This window comes from Paenibacillus sp. EKM212P (assembly GCF_011066115.1).
Lineage (GTDB): Bacteria > Bacillota > Bacilli > Paenibacillales > Paenibacillaceae > Paenibacillus > Paenibacillus polymyxa_B.
Genome location: NZ_JAAMNR010000002.1, coordinates 39,782 through 63,526, shown reverse-complemented (window position 1 = coordinate 63,526; position 23,745 = coordinate 39,782). Strand labels below are relative to the sequence as shown.

Genomic DNA, 23,745 nt, shown 5'->3' with positions numbered 1-23,745 from the left:
GAGTGGATTACAGATGCGCAAGGCACTGATTGTATGGGGTGGATGGAACGGACATGAGCCGGAGCAGGTGGCGGCCATTTTTGAACGCATTTTGAAGGAAGAGCAGTTCGAGGTGGAAGTGTCTAATACCCTGGAAGCCTACCAAGATGCTGAGAAACTGCTTGACCTGGACCTGATCGTTCCAATGTGGACCATGGGACAGATTGAGCAGGAACTGGTCAATTATGTTTCAGCTGCGGTTCAAAGCGGCGTAGGTCTCACAGGCTGCCATGGCGGCATGTGTGATGCCTTCCGGAACAATGTGGACTGGCAGTTTATGACAGGCGGGCAATGGGTTGCGCATCCCGGCAATGACGGCGTAGAGTACATGGTGAACATGAAGCGCGGCTCCAGCCCACTTCTAGACCATATTGAGGATTTTCAGGTCAAAAGCGAGCAGTATTACCTCCACGTAGACCCGGCAGTTGAAGTGCTGGCAACCACACGCTTTCCGATCGTACCAGGCCCTCATTCAGCCAATGGGCCAGTGGATATGCCCGTTGTATGGACGAAGCGCTGGGGGAACGGCCGCGTCTTCTACAATTCGCTGGGCCATCACGCAGATATCATAGATATGCCTCAAGTGACCGAGATGATGCGCAGCGGGTTTCTGTGGGCAGCAGCAGGCAAACAGGCGGTGGCCAGCCGGGGCAGCTCTCTGGCAGAGGCTTATACAGGCATGACAGACAACCAACAGCGGTAATAAAAGAATGCCATTATCCATTTTTTCTGAAGAAGAAGGGAGTCTAGGCATGAACAAAATGAAAGTAGGCATTATCGGGTGTGGTAAAATTAGCGGAATTTACATGGAAAATTGCCATCGTTTCGACATTCTGGAGCTGTACGCAGTAGCGGATCTGGACCAAGGTCGGGCAGAGGAGCAGGCGGTAGCGTTCAACGTTCCGCATGTATATTCGGTAGATGAGATTTTGGCTGATCCGGAGATCGAACTCATCATTAATTTGACCCTTCCGGGCGTTCACGCCGACGTATGTCTCAGAGCTCTTGAGGCAGGCAAGCATGTCTATGTGGAGAAGCCACTTGCCGTCACCCGTGAGCAGGGGCAGGCTGTCTTGGTTCTTGCTCATCAAAAGGGACTGCTTGTCGGTTGCGCACCAGAGACCTTCTTCGGTTCCGGTATACAGACATCATTGAAGCTGATTGAAGACGGAGTCATTGGGAGTCCGGTAGCCGCTACGGCTTTCATGATGAGCCGTGGACATGAACATTGGCATCCTGATCCTGAATTTTATTATGAAGTCGGCGGCGGTCCAATGTTTGATATGGGCCCTTATTATTTGACGGCTCTGGTGCAATTGCTGGGTCCGATTGCTGCCATTTCGGGCATGACAGGCAAGGCGCTGGATCAGCGAACGATTACGAGCGAGAAAAAGAGAGGCCAGACCATCCCGGTCGATATACCCACCCATGTGGCCGGATTGCTGCGCTTCAAGCAGGGGGCTGTCGGCACGCTCATTACCAGCTTTGACATCTTTGGTGGAAGCACTCTGCCACCGATCGAGGTATACGGCACTCAGGGCACGCTACAAGTGCCTGACCCGAACACGTTCGGAGGGCCAGTTCGCTACAGGCTGCTGGGCGAGCAAGAATGGACAGAGGTACCGCTGCTGCCGGGCTACCAGGAGAATACACGGGGCATCGGTGTTGCCGATATGGCCTACGCTATCCGCAGCGGACGGCCTCACCGCGCCAGTGGTGAATTGGCTTATCATGTGCTGGAGGCGATGTGGGCGTTCCACGATTCCTCCGATCAGCAGACCTTCTATCCAATGCAGAGCACATGTCTGCGCCCGGCGGCTTTACCGGAAAACCTGCCCTTGTATACGTTAGATGCGTAAACTAATGTAAATTTTACATCCCGCTTTGAACGTTCATTACTACTGAAAAGAAGACTTCAGCTCCGTTTTGACCGCGGCTTTGGAGTCTTCTTAGTTCATTTTCAGGAAGGATCTTAATTTCGGGCATAAAATCATTCTTTACCGATCATTCTAAATATGTTATATTGTTGGCGTAGGAGGAATACACGGATAAGAAGCCAAGAGTTATGAGGAGTGGTGTGAGATCTTGCCGTGAACTCTTCTACGAATATTAGAACCATCATTCTAATTATAGCAGATGGAGAAGGGATGGATTGAACATGGAATATCGTGTATTAGGAAATACAGGCCTTAAAATAAGCAGTTTTGTATTAGGTACAGGTACTTTTGGTTTTTGGGGCAACAATACGGAGAAAGAAGCTGCAGTCATGTTAGATGAGGCTTTGGCTGGAGGCATTAATCTGATCGATACAGCGGATGTCTATTCAAGTGGTCAATCCGAAGAAATTCTGGGTCACATCCTAAAAGGACGCAGACAGGATGTTATTCTGGCCACGAAAGGCGGAATGCCCATGGGCAGTGGGCTTAATCAATCCGGTAACTCAAAATATTGGATTAAGCGTGCAGTAGAGGGAAGCTTGAGAAGGTTGCAAACGGACTATATCGATTTGTATCAACTACATCAGCCAGATCTCCATACTGACATTGAAGAGAGTCTTGACGCACTTACGGACCTGGTTCGTGAAGGGAAGATTCGCTATATTGGTACATCCAATTTTCAGGCATGGCAAGTGACCGAAGCACAATGGACTAGCGAACGCAAAAATACCGCACGCTTTGTATCCGAGCAAGCCCCGTATTCCATATTGAATCGAAGCATCGAATTCGATTTGCTTGCTGCAACCGCTAAATACGGAATGGGCGTAATGGTTTGGAGCCCACTTTCGGGTGGTCTACTAACGGGAAAATACCGCTCGGGAGAAGCTGTTGCCCCAGATTCAAGAGCAGCAAGTTCTCTAGGGAAACTTTCAACTGTTGTAGATCCGAATCGAGAAGAAAATCGCATCAAGTTGGAAGCCGTTGCTAAGCTCCAAACCCTTGCAAATGAAGCAGGATTAACTTTGCCACATCTTGCCATGGCATTTACACAAGCTCATTCGTCAGTTACTTCTGCTATAGTGGGGGCAAGAACAATTGAGCAACTTCGTGAAACGTTAAAAGGCAGCGACATCCAATTAAGCACTGATATCCTGGATGCGATAGATGCTATCGTTCCGCCAGGAGTAACCCTGGATGCCCTGGAAAAAGGATGGACGCCTGATTGGTTACAAGCAGACAAACGAAGAATTCTGGGTTAAATATATAAGACAGACCTCATAGCTGTAATGTATTCACATATTTTAAATCTAGTTTGCCGATCCTTCACTACATTGTATAATGATTATTCGAGGTGATGACGATGGCAAGATCAAAAGAATTTGAAGTTAATGAAGTATTAGATAAAGCGATACACCTGTTTTGGGCACAAGGATATGAGAAAACTTCAATGCAAGATTTGGTTGAGTTTATGGGCATTCACCGAAGAAGTATCTATGATACCTTTGGGGATAAGCATGCCTTATTTATGAAAGCTCTCGAACGATATGAAACGAAGCAGACCAGCAAAATGAGGTTTCTGATTGAAAAACAAAAACCGATCAAAGAATTAATTCGGGAGTTGTTTGAGGCGACAGTAAGAAATGAAGGAGAACCTCTAGGGTGTTTTCTCGTGAATTCAGGCGTGGAACTCGGCGTGTTGGATCCTGAAGTTGCATCCTTAGTTGATGAGAGTTATTCGCGAACTGAGGAACTCTTGACTAACCTTGTTCTGAAGGGTCAACAATCGGGTGAGTTCAAGGCTGACTTGGATCCTGTAGTTATTTCTCATTATTTAATGAATGCGTGGTTAGGGCTACGTACGTTGGTTAAGACAACAACGGATCAGCAAAAATTAAAGAATATTATTGATATGACACTGACCGCTTTAGATTAAAAGTGGAATTACAGCATGACAGGCAAAAGGAGTCACCTAAATAGAGGACTGTTTGTTTCCGTGATACAAGTTTTTTCTTGTCCCTCTAATGAAAGAAAGAACTTGTATCTTATGCCTCATACAAGTCAAGGAATACCGCTCCAAAATTAAAATTTTAGTCATAAAAAAATTCTTTACTGTTCGTTCTAAAATTGATATGCTAATAGCAAGTTAGATCTAACTTTTTTTACCCTAATAAGAATGATCGTTCTAAAATCATCTTTAAAACTCATTTACACTAATCTGCATGTTATGAAGGAGAGAATATTATGAAGTATACAGTTATTACAGGAGCAAGTTCAGGGATTGGATATGAAACGGCATTGGCGTTTGCTGCACGTGGCAAAAACTTAATCTTGGTAGCTAGAAGATTGGATAAATTAGAAGAACTCAAATCAGCAATTCTGGATATGGATCCTACTATAAATGTTATTGTTCGTACAAGTGACCTATCTGTTACAGACCAGGCCTACACACTATATAACAATTTAAAGGAATACCAAATTGAGACCTGGATTAACAATGCGGGGCTCGGTGAAGCTTCTTTTGTAGCAGAACAGAATTTAGATAAAGTTGAAACTATGCTAAGTGTTAACATTGAAACCTTGACGATCCTTTCTACACTATATGTACGAGATTATGCTGATGTAGAAGGAACTCAGTTAATTAACGTCTCATCCGCACTCGGATATGCCATTGCTGTTGGGAGTGTTGCTTATTCTGCATCTAAATATTACGTTAGTGCCTTCACAGAAGGCCTTGCAAAAGAACTAGAAATGAAAGGTGCAAAACTAAAAGCAAAGGTTTTAGCACCATCTATAACGGAAACGGAATTCGTGAAGAAATCATTAGATACTGAAGAATTTGATTACAAAGCAAACATGCCTAAGTACCACACTGCCAAACAAATGGCGGGCTTCATGGTGGATCTTTATGATAACAACGAAGTGGTAGGTATTGTAGACCAGAACTATGATTTCAACCTGAGAGGCCAAATCTATCCAATCATTTCAGAATTTTAAATTCAATTCGTATATCTTTGAATACATTAAAAGAGGAGAGTATCCGAGTGAAAAAGTTGTGGAGTAAAACAAACATTGGAACAATGGAATTACCTCATCGTTTAGCCATGGCACCAATGACACGTAGTAGATCGCAAGAAGATGGTACACCGGGAGAGCTAACTTCCCTTTATTATGCTCAGCGTGCAATGGGACTCATTATTACGGAGGGTACACAACCTTCTGATGATGGTCAAGGGTACTTATGGACACCTGGGATTTATACGGATAAACATATTGAAGGATGGAAAAAGGTGACCGATGCAGTGCACGAAGCAGGTGGATATATGTATATCCAGTTAATGCATGCTGGTCGCATGTCGCACCCTGATAATACACCACATCATCGCCAACCTGTTGCGCCATCTGCAATCGCGCCCGGTGTAGAAATGTTTACTGCTAAAGGTATGCAGGACATCCCCGTCCCTCGTGAGTTAAGTAAAAAGGACATACAAACTACCATTGCGGATTTCCGCAAAGCAGCAGCAGCGGCTATCAAAGCAGGCGCGGATGGCGTTGAAATTCATGGAGCCAATGGTTATCTGATTAATCAATTTATCGGAGAAAACTCGAATATACGGACAGACGAATATGGGGGATCTATAGAAAATCGTGCTCGCTTCGCGATTGAAGTAACGAAAGCCATCGTCGAAGAAATTGGAGCTGATAGAACAGGCTTCCGTATTTCGCCAGGGACACCTCTTGGTGGGATTCAGGATGGTGAACAAGACCCTGAACTTTATCGCTACCTTGTAACGGAATTAGCTCAATTGGATTTAGCTTACCTTCATGTTATGCATCTTGGAAATGAAAAGCTGCTCCAAGACATTCGCTCAATCTGGACAAATCCATTGTTAGTCAATCGTGCTGGACGAGCTCTAGAAGATCTTAGCTTGGATATAGAAAGTGGCCTTGCTGATTTGGTGCCTGTTGGTGTATGGTCATTAGCCAATCCAGATTTAGTGGAACGACTTCAAAAAGGTGCGCAACTAAATGAAGCAGATCCGTCTACATTCTTTGGTTTGGGAAGTAAAGGTTACACGGATTATCCTACGATGGAAGAATTAGAATCGCAAGAGGGTCTACAATAACATAAAGGCCGAAACATGGCGTACAACTGAAAATTGTACGCCACGTTTTTAGTCTAAGATGTTCGATGTTTTCAAAAAAACACATTTAGTAAATAATGGTATAGCGAGCGGGTCAACCTAAAAACTCGATTGCGTTCATGGGTATGCTATCTCCAAATTAGCAAAGGAAGAGGATGAATATGAGAGCAGCACAAGTACAGAAATATTCAAAAATAATCCATGTGGAATTAAATGATGTAAACATACCACAGATCAATAGCCATGAGGTACTTGTCAAAGTAAAAGCTGCAGGTGTAAATCCACTGGACATTCTTAATCTGAATGGCAGTGTTCGGATGATTGCCGACTATAAGTTGCCATTAACTTTAGGGAATGAACTATCTGGGGTTATTGAAGCTGTTGGTGATGATGTTTTGAATTTTAAGGTTGGTGACCCTGTTTATACAAGGTTGCCGCTTAATAAAATCGGTGCTTTTGCTGAGTATGCGGCCGTAAATGAAGATGCTTTATCCATCATGCCTGAAAATCTATCTTTTATTGAAGCAGCTGCTGTACCCCTTACTGCCTTGACTGCTTATCAAGCATTGCACGATGTACTCCATGTCCAGCCGAATAAAAAGCTATTCATTCCTGGAGGAACCGGAGGATTTGGCGCTATGGCAATCCCTATTGCCAAATCACTGGGATTATTTGTTATTACAAGTGGAAGTGAAAGAGGCAGATCACGTATACTGTCGATCGGGGCTGATCAATTCATAAATTATAAGGCAGAGAATTATGCTAACATACTGTCCGATATCGATTATGTGATCGACACCTTGGGTACCAAAGAGATCAAAGCTGAACTGGGTATTTTAAAACCACAAGGGAAATTGGTATCATTGAAAGCCGGACCTAATTATCGCTTTGCGGTTGACAATCATTTTCCAATGTGGAAAAAAGCATTGTTTGGTCTAGTGGGTGCTCGCTTAGATTCTTTAGCACGTAAGAATCAAAATGAATATCACTTTTTATTTGTGCAAGCCAATGGAAGTCAATTACAAGAAATCACTAAACTTGTTGAAAAAGAAAATATCAAGCCCTCTATAGATTCAATTTATACGTTTGATGACATTAACAAAGCGTTGATTAAAGTGTCAACGGGCCACTCCCAAGGCAAAGTGATTGTGACCTTCTAAGTAATATTACATTTTTTTATGATACTAGAATGTTCATTCTACTATTTGCTTCTAAAACGTGCATTCTAGCGAGTTGAAAAACGGTATTCGCGGGTGAAGCAACCCGGGATTTGATATTACTTTGCGAACCCAAAAAAGGGGAGAAGAACAGATGATTAGTCATGTTGAATTTGATTATTTAAAGAATTGGTTCTCATTAATGCAATCCCCCTGACTAAAGTTTCTGGCAGGGGGGATTGCATTAATGTAAGTTCTAGTTCACATACTTCTCTATCGTGCTTCGGACTGCTCCGGGACCTGCCAGCATTTCATAAAACATGGTTTCAATCTTGTCACCCAAGCCAATTTCATATAATCGGACACCGAACAGTTTGTCATCCTCGAGGAGGCAGCGAACCTCGGAGGTCTGATCGCCCAGCTTCGTATTCTGCAAATATCCCTGCAACGTATCCAGTAACGGGTCCGGACTGAGTGTGAAGGGTTCTCCTTGATCATCCACTCCCAGCAAATAGCGACACCAGATCGCAATGGTCAAGGGGATAGCAGTCAAGTTCGTAGGATCAAGCCCTGCTGTGCTAGCATAAGACTTTATGGTTTCCCCAAAACGGATGCTCATCTTTTGAGACGTATCTGTTGCAATCCGCTGTGGCGTATCCGGAATATAGGGATTGGCGAAGCGTTCCTGCAATACCTCGTCAATAAATGGTTTCGGTTGGATAATTCCGGGATCAATTACAACAGGTAAGCCTTCCTTGTAGCCGATGGTTTCCACCAGACGACGTAATGTCTGATCCTTCATTTCATCTGCGATGAGCTCGTACCCAAGCAGACACCCAGCGAGGGCCAGCGCTGTATGCAGCGGATTGAGACAGGTAGTGACTTTCATCTTCTCCACTTTGTCCACCGTATCCCGATTCGTGAAGATGATGCCAGCTTCCTCCAGTGCAGGTCTCCCGTTCGTAAACTTGTCTTCAATGACCAAATACTCGCTAACCTCAGCATTGACAAAGGGAGCCGTATACGTATGCCTGGAGGTAACGATCATCTCCATGTCAGCTAACCCCAGCTTCCGAAGAGCAGACTGTACTTGCAAGGAAGGGCGGGGGGTGATTTTGTCAATCATGGTTAGGGGGAAGGTTATTTTCTCCTCATTCTGCAGATAGTCTGCAAATCCTTCCTTTACCAGGCCTCTGCGAGCCCACTCCTTGGCGATGGCAATCATACTATCCTTTAACAGATCACCGTTATGGGAGCAATTATCCATGCTCACAAAGGTCATTGGATGCCGCCCTCTCAGATAACGCCGATAGGCAAGCGAAGTAGCCAGGCTCATCACATGCATCGGCTGTTCAGGACCATTCGTCAAATCCCTCTGCACAACAGCCAGATACTTGCTGTCGGGCCCGGTCAGGGCGTATCCTTTTTCCGTGACAGTAAAGCTGGCCATCTGCAGGGACGGATTCTCAAATATTTCAATCAGACGGAGGTAGTCGTCTGGACGATTTTGCTCTGCTGCGAGTCCCTCAACAATGCTTGCGACCACGCTCTTGTGAAATCTTCCGTCTGCACTCATCAACACCAGTAAGGTTAGATTGTCGTAAGGCTTATAAGCTTTGTCGATCATTTCAAAATCAAAGGCTTCGGCCGCAATAATACCTGTATCCGCTTTCAAGTTATTCAGCAGTTGTTGCTGCGCATTGGCTATCAACCCACGAAAAATATTGCCTGCGCCGAAATGCACCCATTGCGGTCTAACTCGGGTGTTATTGGCTACAAGCTCCAGATCATATTTCGGCAGTTCAATGCCTGCTGCTCGCCAGGCCGCTTTGTCTGAAAGGCCTTTCCGGTCAAGTTGGAGCATTTATTTCACTCCTTTGCCTTGAGAGAGACTATCCCAGACACCAAGCAAGTACATAACCCCCAGTGCACGGTCATACAAACCGTAGCCAGGTCGACAATTCTTTTCTTCCCCCCATAGATGTCTGCCGTGATCCGGGCGTACATATCCCTGATAGCCGTTCTCGTGATAAGCTCTAACTACTTCCGGTACATCGACGCTTCCGTCCTTCCCGCGGTGTGACACTTCAATAAAGTCGCCATTCTCAAACACCTTGACATTACGAATATGCGCAAAATGAATACGATCATGAAACTCTCGAATCATGGTTGGCAAATCATTCTCAGGATTGCTCCCCAGTGAGCCTGTGCAGAAGGTCAGACCATTATATGGGCTGTTCACTGCATCTAGGATGCGGTGGATGGTCTCACGACTACGGACAATTCTCGGCAATCCGAAGATGGGCCATGCCGGATCATCAGGATGAATGGCCATCTTGATGTCAACCTCCTCGCAGACCGGGATGATGCGCTCAAGAAAATACTTCAGGTTGTCAAACAACTTGTCTTCTGTGACATCCGCATAAGCAGCAAAAAGTTCATCCAGTCTCGCCAACCGTTCCGGTTCCCAGCCAGGCATGGTGAACTTCCCAGCTCCCTTGAGAATCCGATCCACCATTTGGCGGGGATCATCGGTAATGGCAGCCTTTTCATAAAAGAGGGCATTGGACCCGTCAGGCAGTTCCTTGTATAGCTCTGTTCTGGTCCAGTCAAAGACAGGCATAAAGTTATAGCAAATCACCTTAACTCCCACTTTGGCTAATTTTCGAATGGTGTCGATATAAATGTCAATATATTGATCGCGGGATGGTAGGCCGATTTTGATATCATCGTGGACATTTACACTTTCTACGACCGCCGTACTAAAGCCCTTGCTCGTAATCTGATCAGCAACCTCCTGAATTCGCTCCATTTCCCATACTTCACCGGCTACCTTATCATGTAAAGACCAGACAATGCCCATAACTCCCGGAATTTGCCGGATATGATCCAGTGTAATATTGTCGTTGCCTTCCCCATACCATCTCCAGGTCATATTCATAACGATACCTCCCTGATTATATTTCATCTGTCTTGTATACAAGATTGAGTTGATCATAAATTATAGGGTTTGTTCTTGTCAATGATAATCTCAGAGGAGTCCGTCACCTCAAAATGCTTTATAATAAGTCTACTAGATTTATAAAGTGAAGGTAGGAATGATATGTTTACAAAAGAAGAAATCATGCAACTGTTGAAAAAAGATATTTTGTCACTGACCTTAAAGCCGGGTACTCTTCTCAGCGAGACGACTTTGTCAGAACGCTTCCAGCTGTCCAGAACTCCGCTACGCGATGTATTGAAGTGGCTTGCGCTTGAGTCCTACATTGATATTTATCCCAAGAAGGGGAACATTGTGTCCTATATTGATCTGGAGTCCGTTGAACAAATTATTTACTTAAGAAGCGCATTGGAAAAGGAGATTATGAAGGAGCTTTCTTCGCAAATTGCATTAAGCGATGTACAGAAGCTGAGCGATATTCTGGACAGACAGAGAGCTGTGATTGAAGAAGATCATGCTACGGATCAATTTCTCAGTTTGGATGATCAGTTCCACCAAACCATGTTCCAATTGGTGGGGCGGGGATTTCTTTGGCAGCTCATTCAGCAGTCGAATGTTCACTATATCAGATATCGCAAGCTGCATATGCTGGAAACAGGGAAGCTGATAGGCATCTGGCATGAGCACCAAGCTATGCTTGAATACATGCTGAATAAGGAAACAACTAAAATGGATGATCTGGTTCATCATCATCTCAGAGAGGATATCCATTCGCTCGATTTTCTTCGGAAGTTCGCTGATTATATCAAGAAATAAGGCAGCTAGCTCAAATTAACATCTATGAATATTAAAGAAGTGAGGAATTCATGGGGCTGTTCCACAAGTTGGATATGTCGGTGAAAGAGCGGGTAAGAAATGCGAGACTGCAGCAAAATTTATGGGCGGAAACGTGCTGGCTGTGTCATTCCGTTTTTGCTCGTGAGTATTGTTATATACCCTCAGGCGGGGTCAAACTGGAGGAATCATCATAGGAGTTTTCGTCCTTGTATACATGATAGGTGAAATCCTCCTTGAATACACTCTATGTATCATGAGCTATCCCGATCTTTTGACAGACTCGCAATTTAAATTCATGAAAAATCAATTGTACATGGAGATGTATAATGTTCCGGCTGTTTACCCAAATTCAATTTAATTTATTTGAGCGAGGGAGCATTATAAATAGTTTGGGGAGTAAAAGTTCTTAAGGCTTGATTCGTATAGAATGAAAGAGTAGTCGGGTATATTGTTTTACGCAACCGCTCCCGGGGAACTTCCTAAACTGCTGCATCAAAAGAAAAATTATTTACAATTTAAAAAATACTGAAATATTTCCATGATGTAAGTGAAAAATGCCAGACCGATTCTAGATTATAAGGGGGGAACGATATGTGCAGATATGCAATGTACGGCCCATATAAAGATATATTTGCATGCTTTACCTGCAGGAAGGTATATAAGCAGACATCAAGGTTTGAAATGCCGAAGGATGAATATGAACGGATTGTCCATGTCTGTCCGCAATGCCAGGCATCCATGCATGACATGGGTCATGATTTTCAGGCCCCCAAGCAAACGGATATCAAGCAGTGGAAAAAGGTAGAGCTACTATATCAACAAGGATACGCTTACCACTCCTGCGGCTGCGGCGGCCCCGGGTACAGACCCTCTCGGCTGTCGAAGGTACCTGAATTTCTGGAGAACCAGCGAACGTTCGAGAATAAGGGAGAGGCGCTGCTGTACCGGCTTTTGCAAAGCTAGTTGACTCGGGCTAATTATTAACATGTGAGATGAAGTGTATTATAGAAACTTATATGTTTTCCCATTTTCCAAGTGCAAAGAAGAGCAGCCCGGAAAAAATATAAGAGGTTCACTATACGTGCTTCGTTCGCTGAACTAACGGGCAGGTTAGCTCAATAAGAACCTGCCCGTTAGTTCAGGATTTCTTTAGGCTGCATAGAACCGATATGGAACTATGCAGTAACTGAGTTCAGCCCGAGCCACGGTTTTTGATTTGGCTAATGATAGTGGAAAATCAAAAAAAGAACCTGGATAGTTTTATCAGGTTCTTTTATATTGCATATAAAACAGACACGATGATATAATCAGATTGCGACTTCTTAATTTAAGTAGGCATAATCATCACATCTTACAATTTAACTTTACCATGCCGCTAAACTCTTGTCAAATGTTTTTTTCTCAATTTAATAGTTAGGAGAGATATTGAATGAGTTCTTTGGTTCTCGGTTTTCAGGAAATGGAAAAAACGCAGTTTTTGCTCGTTGGCGGAAAAGGGTTGAATTTAGGGGAATTATCAAAAATTGAAGGAATACATGTACCAGAAGGATTTTGTGTTACAACAGTGGGGTATCAAAAAGCCATCGAACAAAAAGAAACGTATTATGCATTGTTGGATCGACTAACAAGGCTAAAAGCAGAAGATCGTGCTCAAATTGGTGAAATCAGCAGGCAGATTCGACAAATCATTATGGAAGTAGAAGTTCCTGCCGATGTTGTGGAAGCAGTTACTCACTATCTCTCCCGGTTTGGAGAAGAACATGCTTACGCAGTGCGTTCCAGTGCGACTGCTGAAGATTTGCCACATGCCTCTTTTGCTGGTCAACAAGACACCTATTTAAATATCATCGGCAAAGAAGCAATCTTGCAGCATATCAGCAAATGTTGGGCTTCCCTATTTACGGATCGCGCGGTTATCTATCGTATGCAAAATGGATTTGACCACAGTCAAGTTTATTTATCCGTTATCGTTCAAAGGATGGTTTTCCCGCAGGCTTCAGGAATTTTATTTACCGCTGATCCGATTACCTCCAACCGGAAGCTGCTATCAATCGATGCTAGTTTTGGACTTGGAGAAGCATTGGTCTCTGGCTTGGTCTCTGCCGATTGTTATAAAGTACAGGAAGAGGCAATCGTCGATAAGAGGATAGCAACCAAAAAATTGGCTATCTATGGACGAAAAGAAGGCGGAACAGAGACAAAGCAGATCGAACCTGATCAGCAAAAGACTCAAACCCTTACTGAACAACAAATTTTGCAACTGGCACGTATCGGAAGACATATCGAGGCTCATTTTGGTTGCCCACAAGATATCGAATGGTGTTTGGCCAATGATACTTTTTATATAGTCCAGAGTCGTCCAATCACGACTTTATACCCGATCCCTGAAGCAAATGATCAGGAAAATCACGTTTATGTATCTGTCGGTCATCAACAAATGATGACTGACCCGATAAAACCATTGGGATTGTCTTTTTATCTGTTAATAACTCCTGCACCCATGCGTATAGCCGGTGGAAGGCTGTTTGTTGATGTTACACAAATGCTGGCTTCACCTGTCAGCAGAGAAACTTTCTTAAATACCCTTGGACAATCTGATCCGCTCATAAAAGACGCATTTATGACCCTAATAGAGCGAGATTTTATAAAATCGTTACCAGATGATAGAACAGAACGGAGTCCCGGTAATAGCAGTAAAGGTAGGTCGTCTGCAGGTTTTCAAGCACAAATCGAAAACGATCCGGCAATCGTTTCTGATTTGATTAAGAACAGTCAAACATCGATAGAAAAATTAAAACAAAACATCCAAACGAAATCAGGAGCAGATTTATTTGATTTTATTCTGGAAGATCTCCAAGAATTAAAGAAGATCTTATTTGACCCACAAAGTTCAAAGGTTTTTATGACTGCTATGAATGCTTCGTCATGGATCAATGAAAAAATGTACGAGTGGTTAGGTGAAAAAAACGCAGCAGATACGCTTTCTCAATCTGTACCAAACAACATTACTTCGGAAATGGGTCTGGCGCTATTGGATGTCGCAGATACGATTCGTCCTTATCCGGAGGTAATTGATTATTTACAACATGTAAAAGATGATAATTTTTTGGATGAACTGGTTAAGTTGGATGGTGGACAGGAAACTCAAGACGCTATCTATGCTTATCTCAACAAATACGGAATGCGATGTGCCGGTGAAATCGATATTTCGAGAACTCGTTGGAGTGAAAAACCAATTATACTTGTCCCCATGATTCTCAGTAATATCAAAAACTTTGAGCCTAATGCTGGCAATTGGAAATTTGAGCAGGGGCGACAAGAGGCTTTGAAAAAAGAACAAGAGTTATTAGGTCGATTGAAGCAATTACCGGATGGTGAACAAAAAGCCAAAGAAACAAAACGAATGATCGACCTGATCAGGAATTTCATCGGTTATCGTGAATATCCCAAATACGGCATGGTTAATCGCTACTTCGTTTATAAGCAGGCTTTACTAAAAGAAGCCGAACAACTCGTACAAGCTGGCGTTATTCACGAGAAAGAAGATATATACGATCTCACTTTTGAAGAACTTCACGAAGTCGTACGCACAAATAAACTGGATTATCAGATCATCCGTAAACGAAAAGACGATTATAAATTATATGAAAAACTAACTCCCCCGCGTGTAATCACGTCTGATGGTGAAATCATTGCGGGTGAGTACAATCGAGAAAATCTCCCAGCCGAAGCGATTGTAGGTCTGCCTGTTTCTACCGGAATTATAGAGGGTCGAGCACGTGTCATCTTAAAGATGGAAGATGCTGATCTGGAAGATGGAGATATATTAGTCACCGCCTTTACTGACCCCAGCTGGACACCATTGTTTGTATCTATAAAAGGCCTAGTCACCGAAGTTGGTGGACTGATGACTCATGGAGCCGTTATCGCACGTGAATATGGCTTACCCGCAGTTGTCGGAGTGGAGAATGCTACCAAACTGATAAAAGATGGGCAACGAATTCGTGTGCATGGAACAGAAGGGTATATCGAAATATTGTAATGGCTGAATGCGCTAAGTAATAGCCTCTGTCATAATGGACAGTATTAAATGCAACCTGTCATGGATAAAAGGGCGGTTACCCTGTTTGTCCTTTTATCCCATGACACAAAATGATTTATACATAGCTGACCTGATAATCTAAATCTGTTGTCCTTACGGCAATAGGTACAAGTCCTTGTCCTCAACAGTATCAGGTGTTAAATACCCAAGTGTGCCCTCAGAGTCGAACCTGCATATTCGCTTCTGAACAAGCCTTTTTCAACCAACTAATGATAATCTTACGGTCAGGGAACCCACAATTATAGTCAGTTCTATGATGTCCTTTATCGTTGGGGTAAATTGACAGACTTGACTTGAGCAGAGGTATTTCCGTAAATATCCTTGGCCAGCACGAGAATATGCAGCGTATCAGCTTGGGAGGCACCATCCTGTTTGTATTTAGTAGTTGGAAGCGTTGCTGACCAATTGGCTTTATCTTCTGTAATAACGACACGAATGCCATTGACATAAACTTTAAGCTGGGCGATATCACTTTGATCTGTGACTGAACCTTCCAAAGCGAGAACATCATCCGTGATCGAAGCATTCAACTTAAGTACAGGGGTTCCTGTTTCCTTGCGTTTAAAGGGTGGGAGAGTGGTTTGCGGGTTATAGGAAAAGGTTTCATCCTCAAGCGCTGGCGTACGTGCTGCAATAGGACGGTTTTTGGTCGCCTGCTCATAGGAATAAGCGTAACGAAGCAGGTCATTATCGCTGTATGCGGCACCTGCCATCGTCAGATTAACGGGCATACCGGTATCCTTCATAGCGCCCATACTCACAGACACACTTGGGATCCCGTACTCGCGTAGAATGAAATTCGTATTGGAGAAATAGTTGCCATTCTCCCAAGCCTCCTCGTAGGACGTTTCATTCACATCGGAGTCAGCTTTGCCGATATTCGAATTTGCCGGGAATGCAATAAAATCAAGGTTGTTTTGCTTCATCCAATCTTCAAAATCAATCTTTCGTACATTTTCAAGCCCCCTCAGACCTTCCTGAAACTGAGGAATTTGTTCGTAAGGGGTGACGCCTTTCTTTATGGTTTCAATGAATACGTCATAGTGGCCAAGGTCTCTGCCACGTTCGGCATCTACCGAACCGGGCGGATTCGGGAAGACGGTTGCAGGGTCGATATTTGCCCATGACGGGAAATTTGGATCGCCCACACTTTTAAGGAATTCCTCAGCTGCATAAGGATTAAGCAACCCGAATTCCTTTTCAGCCCACTTTGCCGGCATCAAACCACGCTCTTCAGGTGTTTTCGCTGTTGGCCGGTCCTTCTCGCTATTCGCCTGCAAGGGGAAGTCAACTTCCACAACCTCAGCTCCAAGAGCAGTTAAATCCTTTACAGCTTTTTCCCATAATGCCTGTATCGAAGGTCTGAATTTGATCGGAGTTGTGGTTTCATGGTCCTTACCGACATAAATTTTCGGAACGCCAATGCGATTGCCTTTCAAAGCTTGAATGTCTCGCAGCTCTAAATAGGATTTGGGACGGACACTGTTGACAGAAGGGAGCCGAACGGCTTTCTGCTCTCGCCAGAAATCGCCCTTGGTGATCTTATCTTCTACAACGATCACGTCAAGCAAGCGGAGCATGTCCTCGACAGTCCTCGTATGTGGGACAACGACATCACGTATAGGGAAGAGCGGCCAATTCCCCCGAATGGAGATTAGGCCCCGCGATGGCGTGTAGGCAATTAAACCATTGTTAGATGCCGGTGATCTTCCAGAGGATACCGTTTCTTCTCCCATACCGAAAGCAGCAAGGTTGGCGGCTGTTGATACACCAGATCCGTTAGAGGAGCCAGAGTACCAGGCTGCAGCCAAATAATCTGGGTTGTACGGACTTTCAGCACGGCCATAAACGCCTCTTTGCATTCCCCCTGCTGCCATTGGCGGCATATTGGTTTTACCAATGAGCACCCCACCGGATTTGCGTATCTTTTCTACTGTAAAGGCATCGTCCTTTGCCATCAGGTTTTTGAAAGCCGGAGATCCAGAAGCGACAGTGAGTCCCTTAACCTTGTAGCTGTCTTTAACCGTGTAGGGGATGCCTTGCAGAGGACCAGTCTTAATACCTTGTGCCCTTAGTTGATCAGCTTGAGCAGCTTCTTTTAGTACGTCGGGGTTCAGAATAGGGATGGAATTCAGTCGAATGCCACTAGAATCATAGGCATATACCCGGTTAAGGTACAGAGCAGTGAGCTCGACACTTGACAGTGCCCCTGACTTCATCGCTTCCTGCATTTGAGCAATCGTAGCCTCTTGCAATTGAAATGTAACTAGGGAAGAGGCGGGTTTATGGGATGAGGGTGAGGGAGCGGCGGATGCAATCGGGCATCCCGTGAAAGTTAAAATGATACCAACTGTGATCCATTTGCAATAGTTACCGATTACATTCCTTGTATTCGCTTTTAGCGTTCGTGCGCACATAGCATTTCACTCCTTAAATTAGGTAGGATCAGGAATTTAAAAAGAGGGGGATGAGAAAGGCCCTATTACAGTATAAATGTTTCTAATTATATTACTTATTTTCATATTAAATGTCAATTTTTGTAATGATAAACACAAGGAAATTCGCTACTTTTAATGTGAAATCTAGTAATCCATGATTCAGATTGTTGCATCATCGCTGAAGACAAAAATCAATCTCCTCCGAAAAAGAATTTTATATTTCGTTTAATCCCAGAGGAAGAGATGTTGAAAATTACAGACATTGGATTTCATGTGGACCAACGTACAGGCTTTCGATCCTGCGGGTCACCTCAACAAAGAAGGCCTGACGAAGAACGAAGTCTATCACATTGCCAGCAACATCAAGTTTATTGAACAGAGAACCATGTTGGGTGAAAAGGAGAAGTGAAGTGAGGAATTCAGAAGGGAAGATATAAGGCCGAGATCGATGGGGAGTCTATCGTATTTATTATTGGCATGCGAGTAAATCGTCTGTGGGCGATAAATAAGTGGTTACCTGTTTCCAAAGCAATGGGGCCGATTAGAGAACTATACATGAACAAAGATCTGGGGTTTCTCGGGATTGGCTGGCGAGGTGAACCAGTACAACAGCTGCACGTTGATGTCCGCCCACCATCATCTGAAGTAGGAGCAGTTCATGCATATGTTATCAAGGACAAAAAGGAAGTCTATCAAGCGCTGAAGAGGTTTTGGCCAAAAGCACACCGTGCAATAAAAGACATGCGCCCTATCTACGGAGAAGTAAGCCCCGTAAATATTGTCTAGACAAAACAGCGGTTCTCCGATATTGGAGAACCGCTGTTTAAAAATTGTAGCCGGCTGCGGATCGACCGTCGGATTATACAAAAATGAGGGCTATGATATTAATACAATGCTAAGTATCAACATAAATAAAGGAATTCCACTGTCGGATAACGCTACCGAATTTGCCATGTCAGCTGCCGTTGGGATTAGCGACAATTGTAATTTCATTTTGCAAGATAGCTCTTCTTAAGTCAGTTTCTTATCCGGTCTATAAATAAAACAGGGGGAACGAGTCTGGAACTGTAATCTTGAAAATAAATCGAGTCTTCCTTGTGTTGTCGCTTGCCAGCTCTTTAACCGCCTCCTTCTGCACCTTATGCTCCATCGTTTCTAACGCATCACTTTCCACAAGCAGATATGGAATCGAGCCAGCGGTCATGAGGTAGCTTTCGCCGCATGACGTACAGTCGAATGAGAACTCCCTCTTCACAAGCGTTTGCTTGCACTGCGGACACGCCCAGTTAACGTCTGTTAATGGTCAAGCATTACTCACCGCTGCTCCTCCTTCAACCATGGCTAGGCTCTCCTTCGGTGCCGGAGGCATCTTCACCAAATGGACAATTTTGAATACTCTTCTACCTGCGACCATATCGGTATGATTTTGCGTGCCGGGTGCCTCCAGCCATTCCCATACTCGATCTTCCCCTTCTAAGGAGCCTTCAAGCGCATGCAGGCGGGTATCCAGAGCATCGTCTCCCGATTGTAATACATTGCCTGTAATATCCCGGATCAACGAGGTGTGAAAGCCTAGTCTTTGCCACTGCTCTTCATAGCGCGGCACGTCGGAAGCGCTCATAATATCCGCATACAAAAATGTCCCACCTGGCTTTAATACACGGTAGGTCTCCGTAAAGAACAGCTCAATATGAGGGTACAAATGCGAGGACTCGATGTTCAGCACAATGTCGCAGCTTTCCGTTTTAACAGGCAGCTGCTCCGCGTCGCCAATACAATAGTAAGCCTGCTCATATCGGTTATTCCTTTGGCAAAATTGAATATTGGACGGTGTCAGATCAATGCCGACCACGCTGCCGGTCCCATAGTTTTTGCATAGCTCGCTCACGTTGCCTCCCCGTCCACAACCGATTTCCAGGATATCCTTGCCTGAAACATCCAGGCCGCCAATAATTTCGCGAAGCAGCTGGATACTGCTGTGGTTAATACCTTGAGGGCCGCCCGGTAGTTCGTTATCGGATGCATAACCCCAGTTAATAAAGGTGGAAAATCTGGACAGTCTTTTCTCCTCAAGCGACCGGTTAATAGAGTCAAACATGCCGATGATCGCTTCCTTTTGCGCCGCGCCTTCGGCAAGCTTCTCCGCTACAGGACGGTCAATTAACATACTTGCGAGGCCCTCTTTCCAGGCGTATTCGAGGCCGCAGGTCTCGCAGATCAAACAGTTGTCCGCCTCATAAAGATCACTCTTGCATTCAGTGCATACCAAGGTAATACCGGACAAAGGCCAAGTCGTTTTCATATCTACATCTCCTCATCGTTTTAGCCGCTTGCGCTGCTATAATTATTTATCGCCTTTCTCCAAATCAAACGGACATTTACCAGAAGAAGGATCGGGACGAGCACCGCCCCATCATAAGCCCTTCATCCAGCCTGTTCATAAAGAAAAGTGGACCAAAATTCGTAATAATTATCTGCATTCATAATCTTTACTCCCCATTTGTTGCTTTTTCTGATGCGCGATATTTTATCCTTACTTACCTGGCGCTAGGATGAACACTTTACCACGATCAATCCCCCCTTTAAAATTTAGAATTAATTTCAAGAATATGAATTAAATATACAACTTTTATGCATATGTTTCCAGTTATTTTACAATAGTGATGAATAATCTCTGCCAACGTGTCGAGGGACAAGAACATTGCACCGTTTAAAGTCACTAATATATCGGCTTTTCGTATTATTAGGACAACCAGAAAGAAATTTTCTGGTTTGCCTATTTTAATGGGTGTTTTACAATGGTGGTAGCCCGGAGAACGAGGGCGGCTTAGGGACAAAGAACCTGTACAAAATCCATCCAACGACCATGTTTGAGCTGGTTGAGGGCTATGACCTCGTATCACAAGCTAAGCTGCGGGTTTGGAAACCAGGTGGGAATGCCGGTAAATCGAATTAGGGAGGTTTTTATGCAACCCGTTGTTGGAATTGATGTGGCGAAAGGATGTAGTGTTATTCAGGCCTTCAAAAAGCGTAACGAACCATATGGAAGGATGGAGACCCTCCAGCATGGTGAAGAAGGTTTCGAGCGGCTAGGGGAAGTGCCTAGCAAACTGAAAGAGGCAAGTGGTGTGGAGCCTGTCGTTGTCTTCGAGGCAACCGAACATTACCATCGAGGTTTGGCAGGATATCTGAAACGTAGCGGATGGATTCACTACATCATCAATCCTTTGCAAGCGAAACGATCCAAAGGCACACAACTTCGAAAAGTGAAAACCGATGCAGCAGATGCTTGGCATATTGCCGAGATGTATTACCGTGGGGATGTTAAAGCGCATCGCGAGTGGGAAGAGTCCTACAGTGAGCTTCAGCACTTGACCAGGCAGCATGAGTTTTTGACAGCTATGTACGTGCAGGCGAAGCTAAACAGCTAGAATTATTGAAAAATAAAAAAAGTCCACTCCTAAGTCATGAACTGTGACCCGTAAGATGGACAGTTTGAAAAAAGTACCCTCTTACGGGTCTTTTGCGTTTTAATCAGATTATAAAAGTTTGTGGGGATGTAGATTATGAAGAAAATCGGACGGGTTTTTACGGAGAAAGAGATCAAGGTACTGGAGTCGAATCCATCCGTTCTTCGCGTATCAGAGAATATCACGTATTCCCCTGCCTTTAAGATTGCGGCTGTACAGGCCAATCAAGCGGGGCATACACCCATGGAAATCTTCGTACAGACAGGATTTTACTTGGAACTGATCGGACAGGAGACGCCAAAAAGATGTCTGGAGCGTTGGCGGAAAACATATGCTTCTTCAGGTGAAGCTGGGCTGCTGGAAGAGCGTAGGGGAAGGGAAGCTCAGAAAGACCGGTTAGTCGTGAGCTATCGGCTGAGGAAAAGCTCCGTCTTGCCGAGGCTCGTATCAAGCTTTTGGAAGCCGAGAATGAACTCTTAAAAAAAGCTAGAAGCGCTCGAAAGGCACAAAGACACAATGAATTACTAGCGTCTTCCGCGCGCTTTCAGCTCATCAATCAGGTTGTTCGTAAACATGGACTGAAACGCGTGATTTGCTATCTTTGTAAGCTTGCTGAGGTAAGTACAAGCGGGTATTATCGCTGGTGTGCGGCGGAAGAACACCGCCAGCTTCGAGAGGCTGCCGATGAACGAGACTTTTTACTTCTGAAGGCGCACTTTGATGCACTTAGAGGGAAGGCTGGCGCGCTGGTCATCAAAATGAGGTTAGAACGGCTTCATGGAATCATTTTGAATCATAAGAAAATTCGCCGTTTGATGCGGAAATTCAGACTCGTTGCTGTGATTCGTCAAGCGAATCCCTACCGTAAAATGGCTAAAGCGACGCAAGAGCACCGCACCTGCCCGAACCTCCTGAAGCGTCGGTTTGACCGGGGAGAGCCTGAAATGGTATTGCTCACCGACATTACTTATATGCATTATGGAAATGGCCAACGGGCTTATTTGTCCTGTGTAAAGGATGGTGCAACAAAAGAAATTTTAGCTCACTACCTGTCCTCTTCATTTGAATTGTCTCTTGTTCAACGAACACTGAAGCGGCTGTTTAATCGTTTGGAAGTACATCCGGAGGCTATCTTTCACTCTGATCAGGGATTCCATTACACACATCCTGAAGTTCGTTCCATTATCGCTAAAGCTGGGTTTAAACAATCACGAAAAGGAAACTGTTGGAATAATGCTTCGATGGAGACGTTCTTCGGGCATATGAAGGATGAATTAGAGTTCAGGGATTGCTTATCCCTACAAGAGCTGCGAGTTCGTGTCAACGAATACATCACCTATTACAATACCGAACGGTTCCAATGGACATTAAAAAAGATGACTCCTGATGATTGATGAATAGGGACCCTTTTCAAAAGGATCCATAAATGGGGTCACAGTTCATCACCAATAAAGATATGTTAATTCTATATATAGTAAATGTAACTTGACTAAATACATATGGATGGATTTGATAGATAAAAAAATCATGAGTTTTAACAATGAAAAAAATGACCTCTAAATCATTGCGGAGGGTTGGGACTGGCTATAAAAGCATTACAAAGCACAAATGCATAAAGCCAAAAGGCACCTGAAACCGTAATTTGGTTTTTGGTGCCTTTTCTATTAAGACTGTAGTGAGCCACCTCTTCGACGATATCACCTTACCGTAGACGCGATGAACTCCAAAATCAGCGAAGTGTCCACCATGATGGATCATATTGTTTAGTAGACCTCGCACGTGGTGGTAAGCGATCTAGAGATACAACCTGTGTTCTCCAGGAGAATGTCAAAGAGATAATAAAGCTTTAGAAAGCTAAAAGGAACTGCTTTTCCTATTTATTCATTTCAAAAACGAAAAATTATTCAGAGAATTAGTCAAAAAATCCAAATGTCTAAATTTTATTTGATAAATTGGATAGTTTATTGAAAATCATAACATCATTTGGGTATTCAATGGTTTACATTTTATTTACTGAATAATTAAATGCGATAAGGAGAACTCAAATAAAAACGGCCGTTTTCAGATGAAACACTATCAAAATGTGCATATGTAAACTAAAAAGTTTATTTTAATTTAAAAAATAATGCTAATGTAAAAAAAAGTTTGACATTTGTACACATGTGGTTTATTTTGTTAAATATGGGCATGTTGTTTTGAGTGCTCTTGTAGTTTTCTTGGTTGCTTCTATAGAAAGGTGGACGTAATATGTCCCGAACGAGTTGAATCAATTCTAATATGGATCTTATTTAAACCCAAAGGAGCGTGAGCAACATTAACAAAATGCACTTATCAGATGATATTAGCAGCAGAAAAGGATCAGGAAATCTGTATTACAGGGAGACATATAGGCCCCAATTTCATTGAAAGTTGAGGACTAGAACTCTATGCCCTTGGCGGAGAACTAAAGGTCGTGTCGCTTCAAATCAATGATCTGGTAAGCATCTGGGAAAATGAGACGGTTTAGACTTTAGCAATGGCTTGATTCGACGAAATGGTTACAGTCCGGTTTTGGGCACCCCCGGATCTGAACTTGGTGCCCCAAACTAATTAACGAAGCAATCACTCCTGAAAACGAATAAGGACTACAGCGTTGCGGTGGTCCAGGAAGTTTGACTCTATCTGTGCTGTCAGTCTGTAGTT

At 43.9% G+C, this 23,745-nt stretch carries 20 protein-coding genes; 15 read left to right on the top strand and 5 right to left on the bottom strand.

All coding sequences use genetic code 11. The annotated features are described in order from the left end of the window. Nucleotides 1-13 precede the first annotated feature (13 nt). From G9G54_RS06405 to G9G54_RS06375, 7 genes are all read left to right on the top strand, one after another. Nucleotides 14-742, top strand: a complete 729-nt coding sequence (locus tag G9G54_RS06405; protein ID WP_165176842.1) for a ThuA domain-containing protein — start codon at nucleotides 14-16, stop codon at nucleotides 740-742. A 49-nt stretch (nucleotides 743-791) separates the two neighbouring features. Continuing rightward, entirely contained in the window at nucleotides 792-1,898 is a 1,107-nt protein-coding gene (locus tag G9G54_RS06400) for a Gfo/Idh/MocA family protein (RefSeq protein ID WP_165176840.1), read from the top strand. Nucleotides 1,899-2,197: 299 nt separating this feature from the next. Continuing rightward, nucleotides 2,198-3,235: an aldo/keto reductase gene (locus G9G54_RS06395; RefSeq protein ID WP_165176838.1), complete on the top strand. Its 1,038-nt coding sequence runs from the start codon at nucleotides 2,198-2,200 to the stop codon at nucleotides 3,233-3,235. 101 nt (nucleotides 3,236-3,336) lie between these two features. After that, complete coding sequence (locus G9G54_RS06390) at nucleotides 3,337-3,909, top strand: TetR/AcrR family transcriptional regulator (protein ID WP_165176836.1); 573 nt, start codon at nucleotides 3,337-3,339, stop codon at nucleotides 3,907-3,909. Nucleotides 3,910-4,217: 308 nt separating this feature from the next. After that, the gene (locus G9G54_RS06385; protein WP_165176834.1) at nucleotides 4,218-4,970 is read left to right on the top strand and encodes an SDR family NAD(P)-dependent oxidoreductase; all 753 of its coding nucleotides are present in this window, start codon (nucleotides 4,218-4,220) and stop codon (nucleotides 4,968-4,970) included. Between the two features lie 47 nt (nucleotides 4,971-5,017). Then, the gene (locus G9G54_RS06380; protein WP_185156278.1) at nucleotides 5,018-6,100 is read left to right on the top strand and encodes an alkene reductase; all 1,083 of its coding nucleotides are present in this window, start codon (nucleotides 5,018-5,020) and stop codon (nucleotides 6,098-6,100) included. A gap of 179 nt (nucleotides 6,101-6,279) precedes the next feature. Then, nucleotides 6,280-7,278 carry an NADP-dependent oxidoreductase gene (locus G9G54_RS06375; RefSeq protein WP_165176832.1) on the top strand — a complete coding sequence of 333 codons (999 nt, stop codon included), beginning with the start codon at nucleotides 6,280-6,282 and terminating at the stop codon, nucleotides 7,276-7,278. Nucleotides 7,279-7,531: 253 nt separating this feature from the next. Here the strand turns inward: G9G54_RS06375 and G9G54_RS06370 are convergent, their stop codons facing one another. Both G9G54_RS06370 and uxuA read right to left on the bottom strand, forming a co-directional pair. Next, nucleotides 7,532-9,139 carry a mannitol dehydrogenase family protein gene (locus G9G54_RS06370; protein ID WP_165176830.1) on the bottom strand — a complete coding sequence of 536 codons (1,608 nt, stop codon included), beginning with the start codon at nucleotides 9,137-9,139 and terminating at the stop codon, nucleotides 7,532-7,534. Beyond that, nucleotides 9,140-10,216 (bottom strand): mannonate dehydratase, encoded by a 1,077-nt coding sequence (gene uxuA / locus G9G54_RS06365; RefSeq protein WP_165176828.1) that lies wholly within the window; start codon nucleotides 10,214-10,216, stop codon nucleotides 9,140-9,142. 162 nt (nucleotides 10,217-10,378) lie between these two features. Between uxuA and G9G54_RS06360 the strand changes: the two genes are divergently transcribed. The 3 genes from G9G54_RS06360 to ppsA all read left to right on the top strand — a co-directional run bounded on the left by G9G54_RS06360 (nucleotide 10,379) and on the right by ppsA (nucleotide 15,095). Next, complete coding sequence (locus tag G9G54_RS06360; protein ID WP_165176826.1) at nucleotides 10,379-11,032, top strand: GntR family transcriptional regulator; 654 nt, start codon at nucleotides 10,379-10,381, stop codon at nucleotides 11,030-11,032. A gap of 612 nt (nucleotides 11,033-11,644) precedes the next feature. Beyond that, complete coding sequence (locus tag G9G54_RS06355; RefSeq protein ID WP_165176824.1) at nucleotides 11,645-12,016, top strand: hypothetical protein; 372 nt, start codon at nucleotides 11,645-11,647, stop codon at nucleotides 12,014-12,016. Between the two features lie 466 nt (nucleotides 12,017-12,482). Beyond that, entirely contained in the window at nucleotides 12,483-15,095 is a 2,613-nt protein-coding gene (gene ppsA, locus G9G54_RS06350; protein ID WP_165176822.1) for a phosphoenolpyruvate synthase, read from the top strand. A gap of 323 nt (nucleotides 15,096-15,418) precedes the next feature. Here the strand turns inward: ppsA and G9G54_RS06345 are convergent, their stop codons facing one another. Further along, complete coding sequence (locus G9G54_RS06345; protein ID WP_165176820.1) at nucleotides 15,419-17,572, bottom strand: amidase; 2,154 nt, start codon at nucleotides 17,570-17,572, stop codon at nucleotides 15,419-15,421. 292 nt (nucleotides 17,573-17,864) lie between these two features. Between G9G54_RS06345 and G9G54_RS25495 the strand changes: the two genes are divergently transcribed. Both G9G54_RS25495 and G9G54_RS26130 read left to right on the top strand, forming a co-directional pair. Continuing rightward, on the top strand, nucleotides 17,865-18,002 hold the full coding sequence (locus tag G9G54_RS25495) for a hypothetical protein (protein WP_155765218.1): 138 nt from the start codon (nucleotides 17,865-17,867) through the stop codon (nucleotides 18,000-18,002). Between the two features lie 8 nt (nucleotides 18,003-18,010). Continuing rightward, the gene (locus tag G9G54_RS26130) at nucleotides 18,011-18,379 is read left to right on the top strand and encodes a monooxygenase family protein (RefSeq protein ID WP_185156283.1); all 369 of its coding nucleotides are present in this window, start codon (nucleotides 18,011-18,013) and stop codon (nucleotides 18,377-18,379) included. A gap of 247 nt (nucleotides 18,380-18,626) precedes the next feature. Here G9G54_RS26130 and G9G54_RS06335 read toward each other — a convergent pair whose 3' ends face one another. Both G9G54_RS06335 and G9G54_RS06330 read right to left on the bottom strand, forming a co-directional pair. Continuing rightward, nucleotides 18,627-18,848, bottom strand: a complete 222-nt coding sequence (locus G9G54_RS06335) for a hypothetical protein (RefSeq protein ID WP_155765217.1) — start codon at nucleotides 18,846-18,848, stop codon at nucleotides 18,627-18,629. Between the two features lie 48 nt (nucleotides 18,849-18,896). After that, on the bottom strand, nucleotides 18,897-19,895 hold the full coding sequence (locus G9G54_RS06330; protein WP_061828343.1) for a methyltransferase domain-containing protein: 999 nt from the start codon (nucleotides 19,893-19,895) through the stop codon (nucleotides 18,897-18,899). Nucleotides 19,896-20,381: 486 nt separating this feature from the next. Between G9G54_RS06330 and G9G54_RS25485 the strand changes: the two genes are divergently transcribed. The 3 genes from G9G54_RS25485 to G9G54_RS06320 all read left to right on the top strand — a co-directional run bounded on the left by G9G54_RS25485 (nucleotide 20,382) and on the right by G9G54_RS06320 (nucleotide 22,457). Next, nucleotides 20,382-20,549 carry a hypothetical protein gene (locus G9G54_RS25485; RefSeq protein ID WP_238807816.1) on the top strand — a complete coding sequence of 56 codons (168 nt, stop codon included), beginning with the start codon at nucleotides 20,382-20,384 and terminating at the stop codon, nucleotides 20,547-20,549. 10 nt (nucleotides 20,550-20,559) lie between these two features. Beyond that, complete coding sequence (locus G9G54_RS06325; protein WP_165176814.1) at nucleotides 20,560-21,024, top strand: IS110 family transposase; 465 nt, start codon at nucleotides 20,560-20,562, stop codon at nucleotides 21,022-21,024. Between the two features lie 135 nt (nucleotides 21,025-21,159). Next, a protein-coding gene (locus tag G9G54_RS06320; RefSeq protein ID WP_238807814.1) for an IS3 family transposase occupies nucleotides 21,160-22,457 on the top strand; the annotation gives its coding sequence in 2 pieces (ribosomal slippage) (nucleotides 21,160-21,433 and nucleotides 21,433-22,457; 1,299 coding nt in all). Nucleotides 22,458-23,745 lie beyond the last annotated feature (1,288 nt).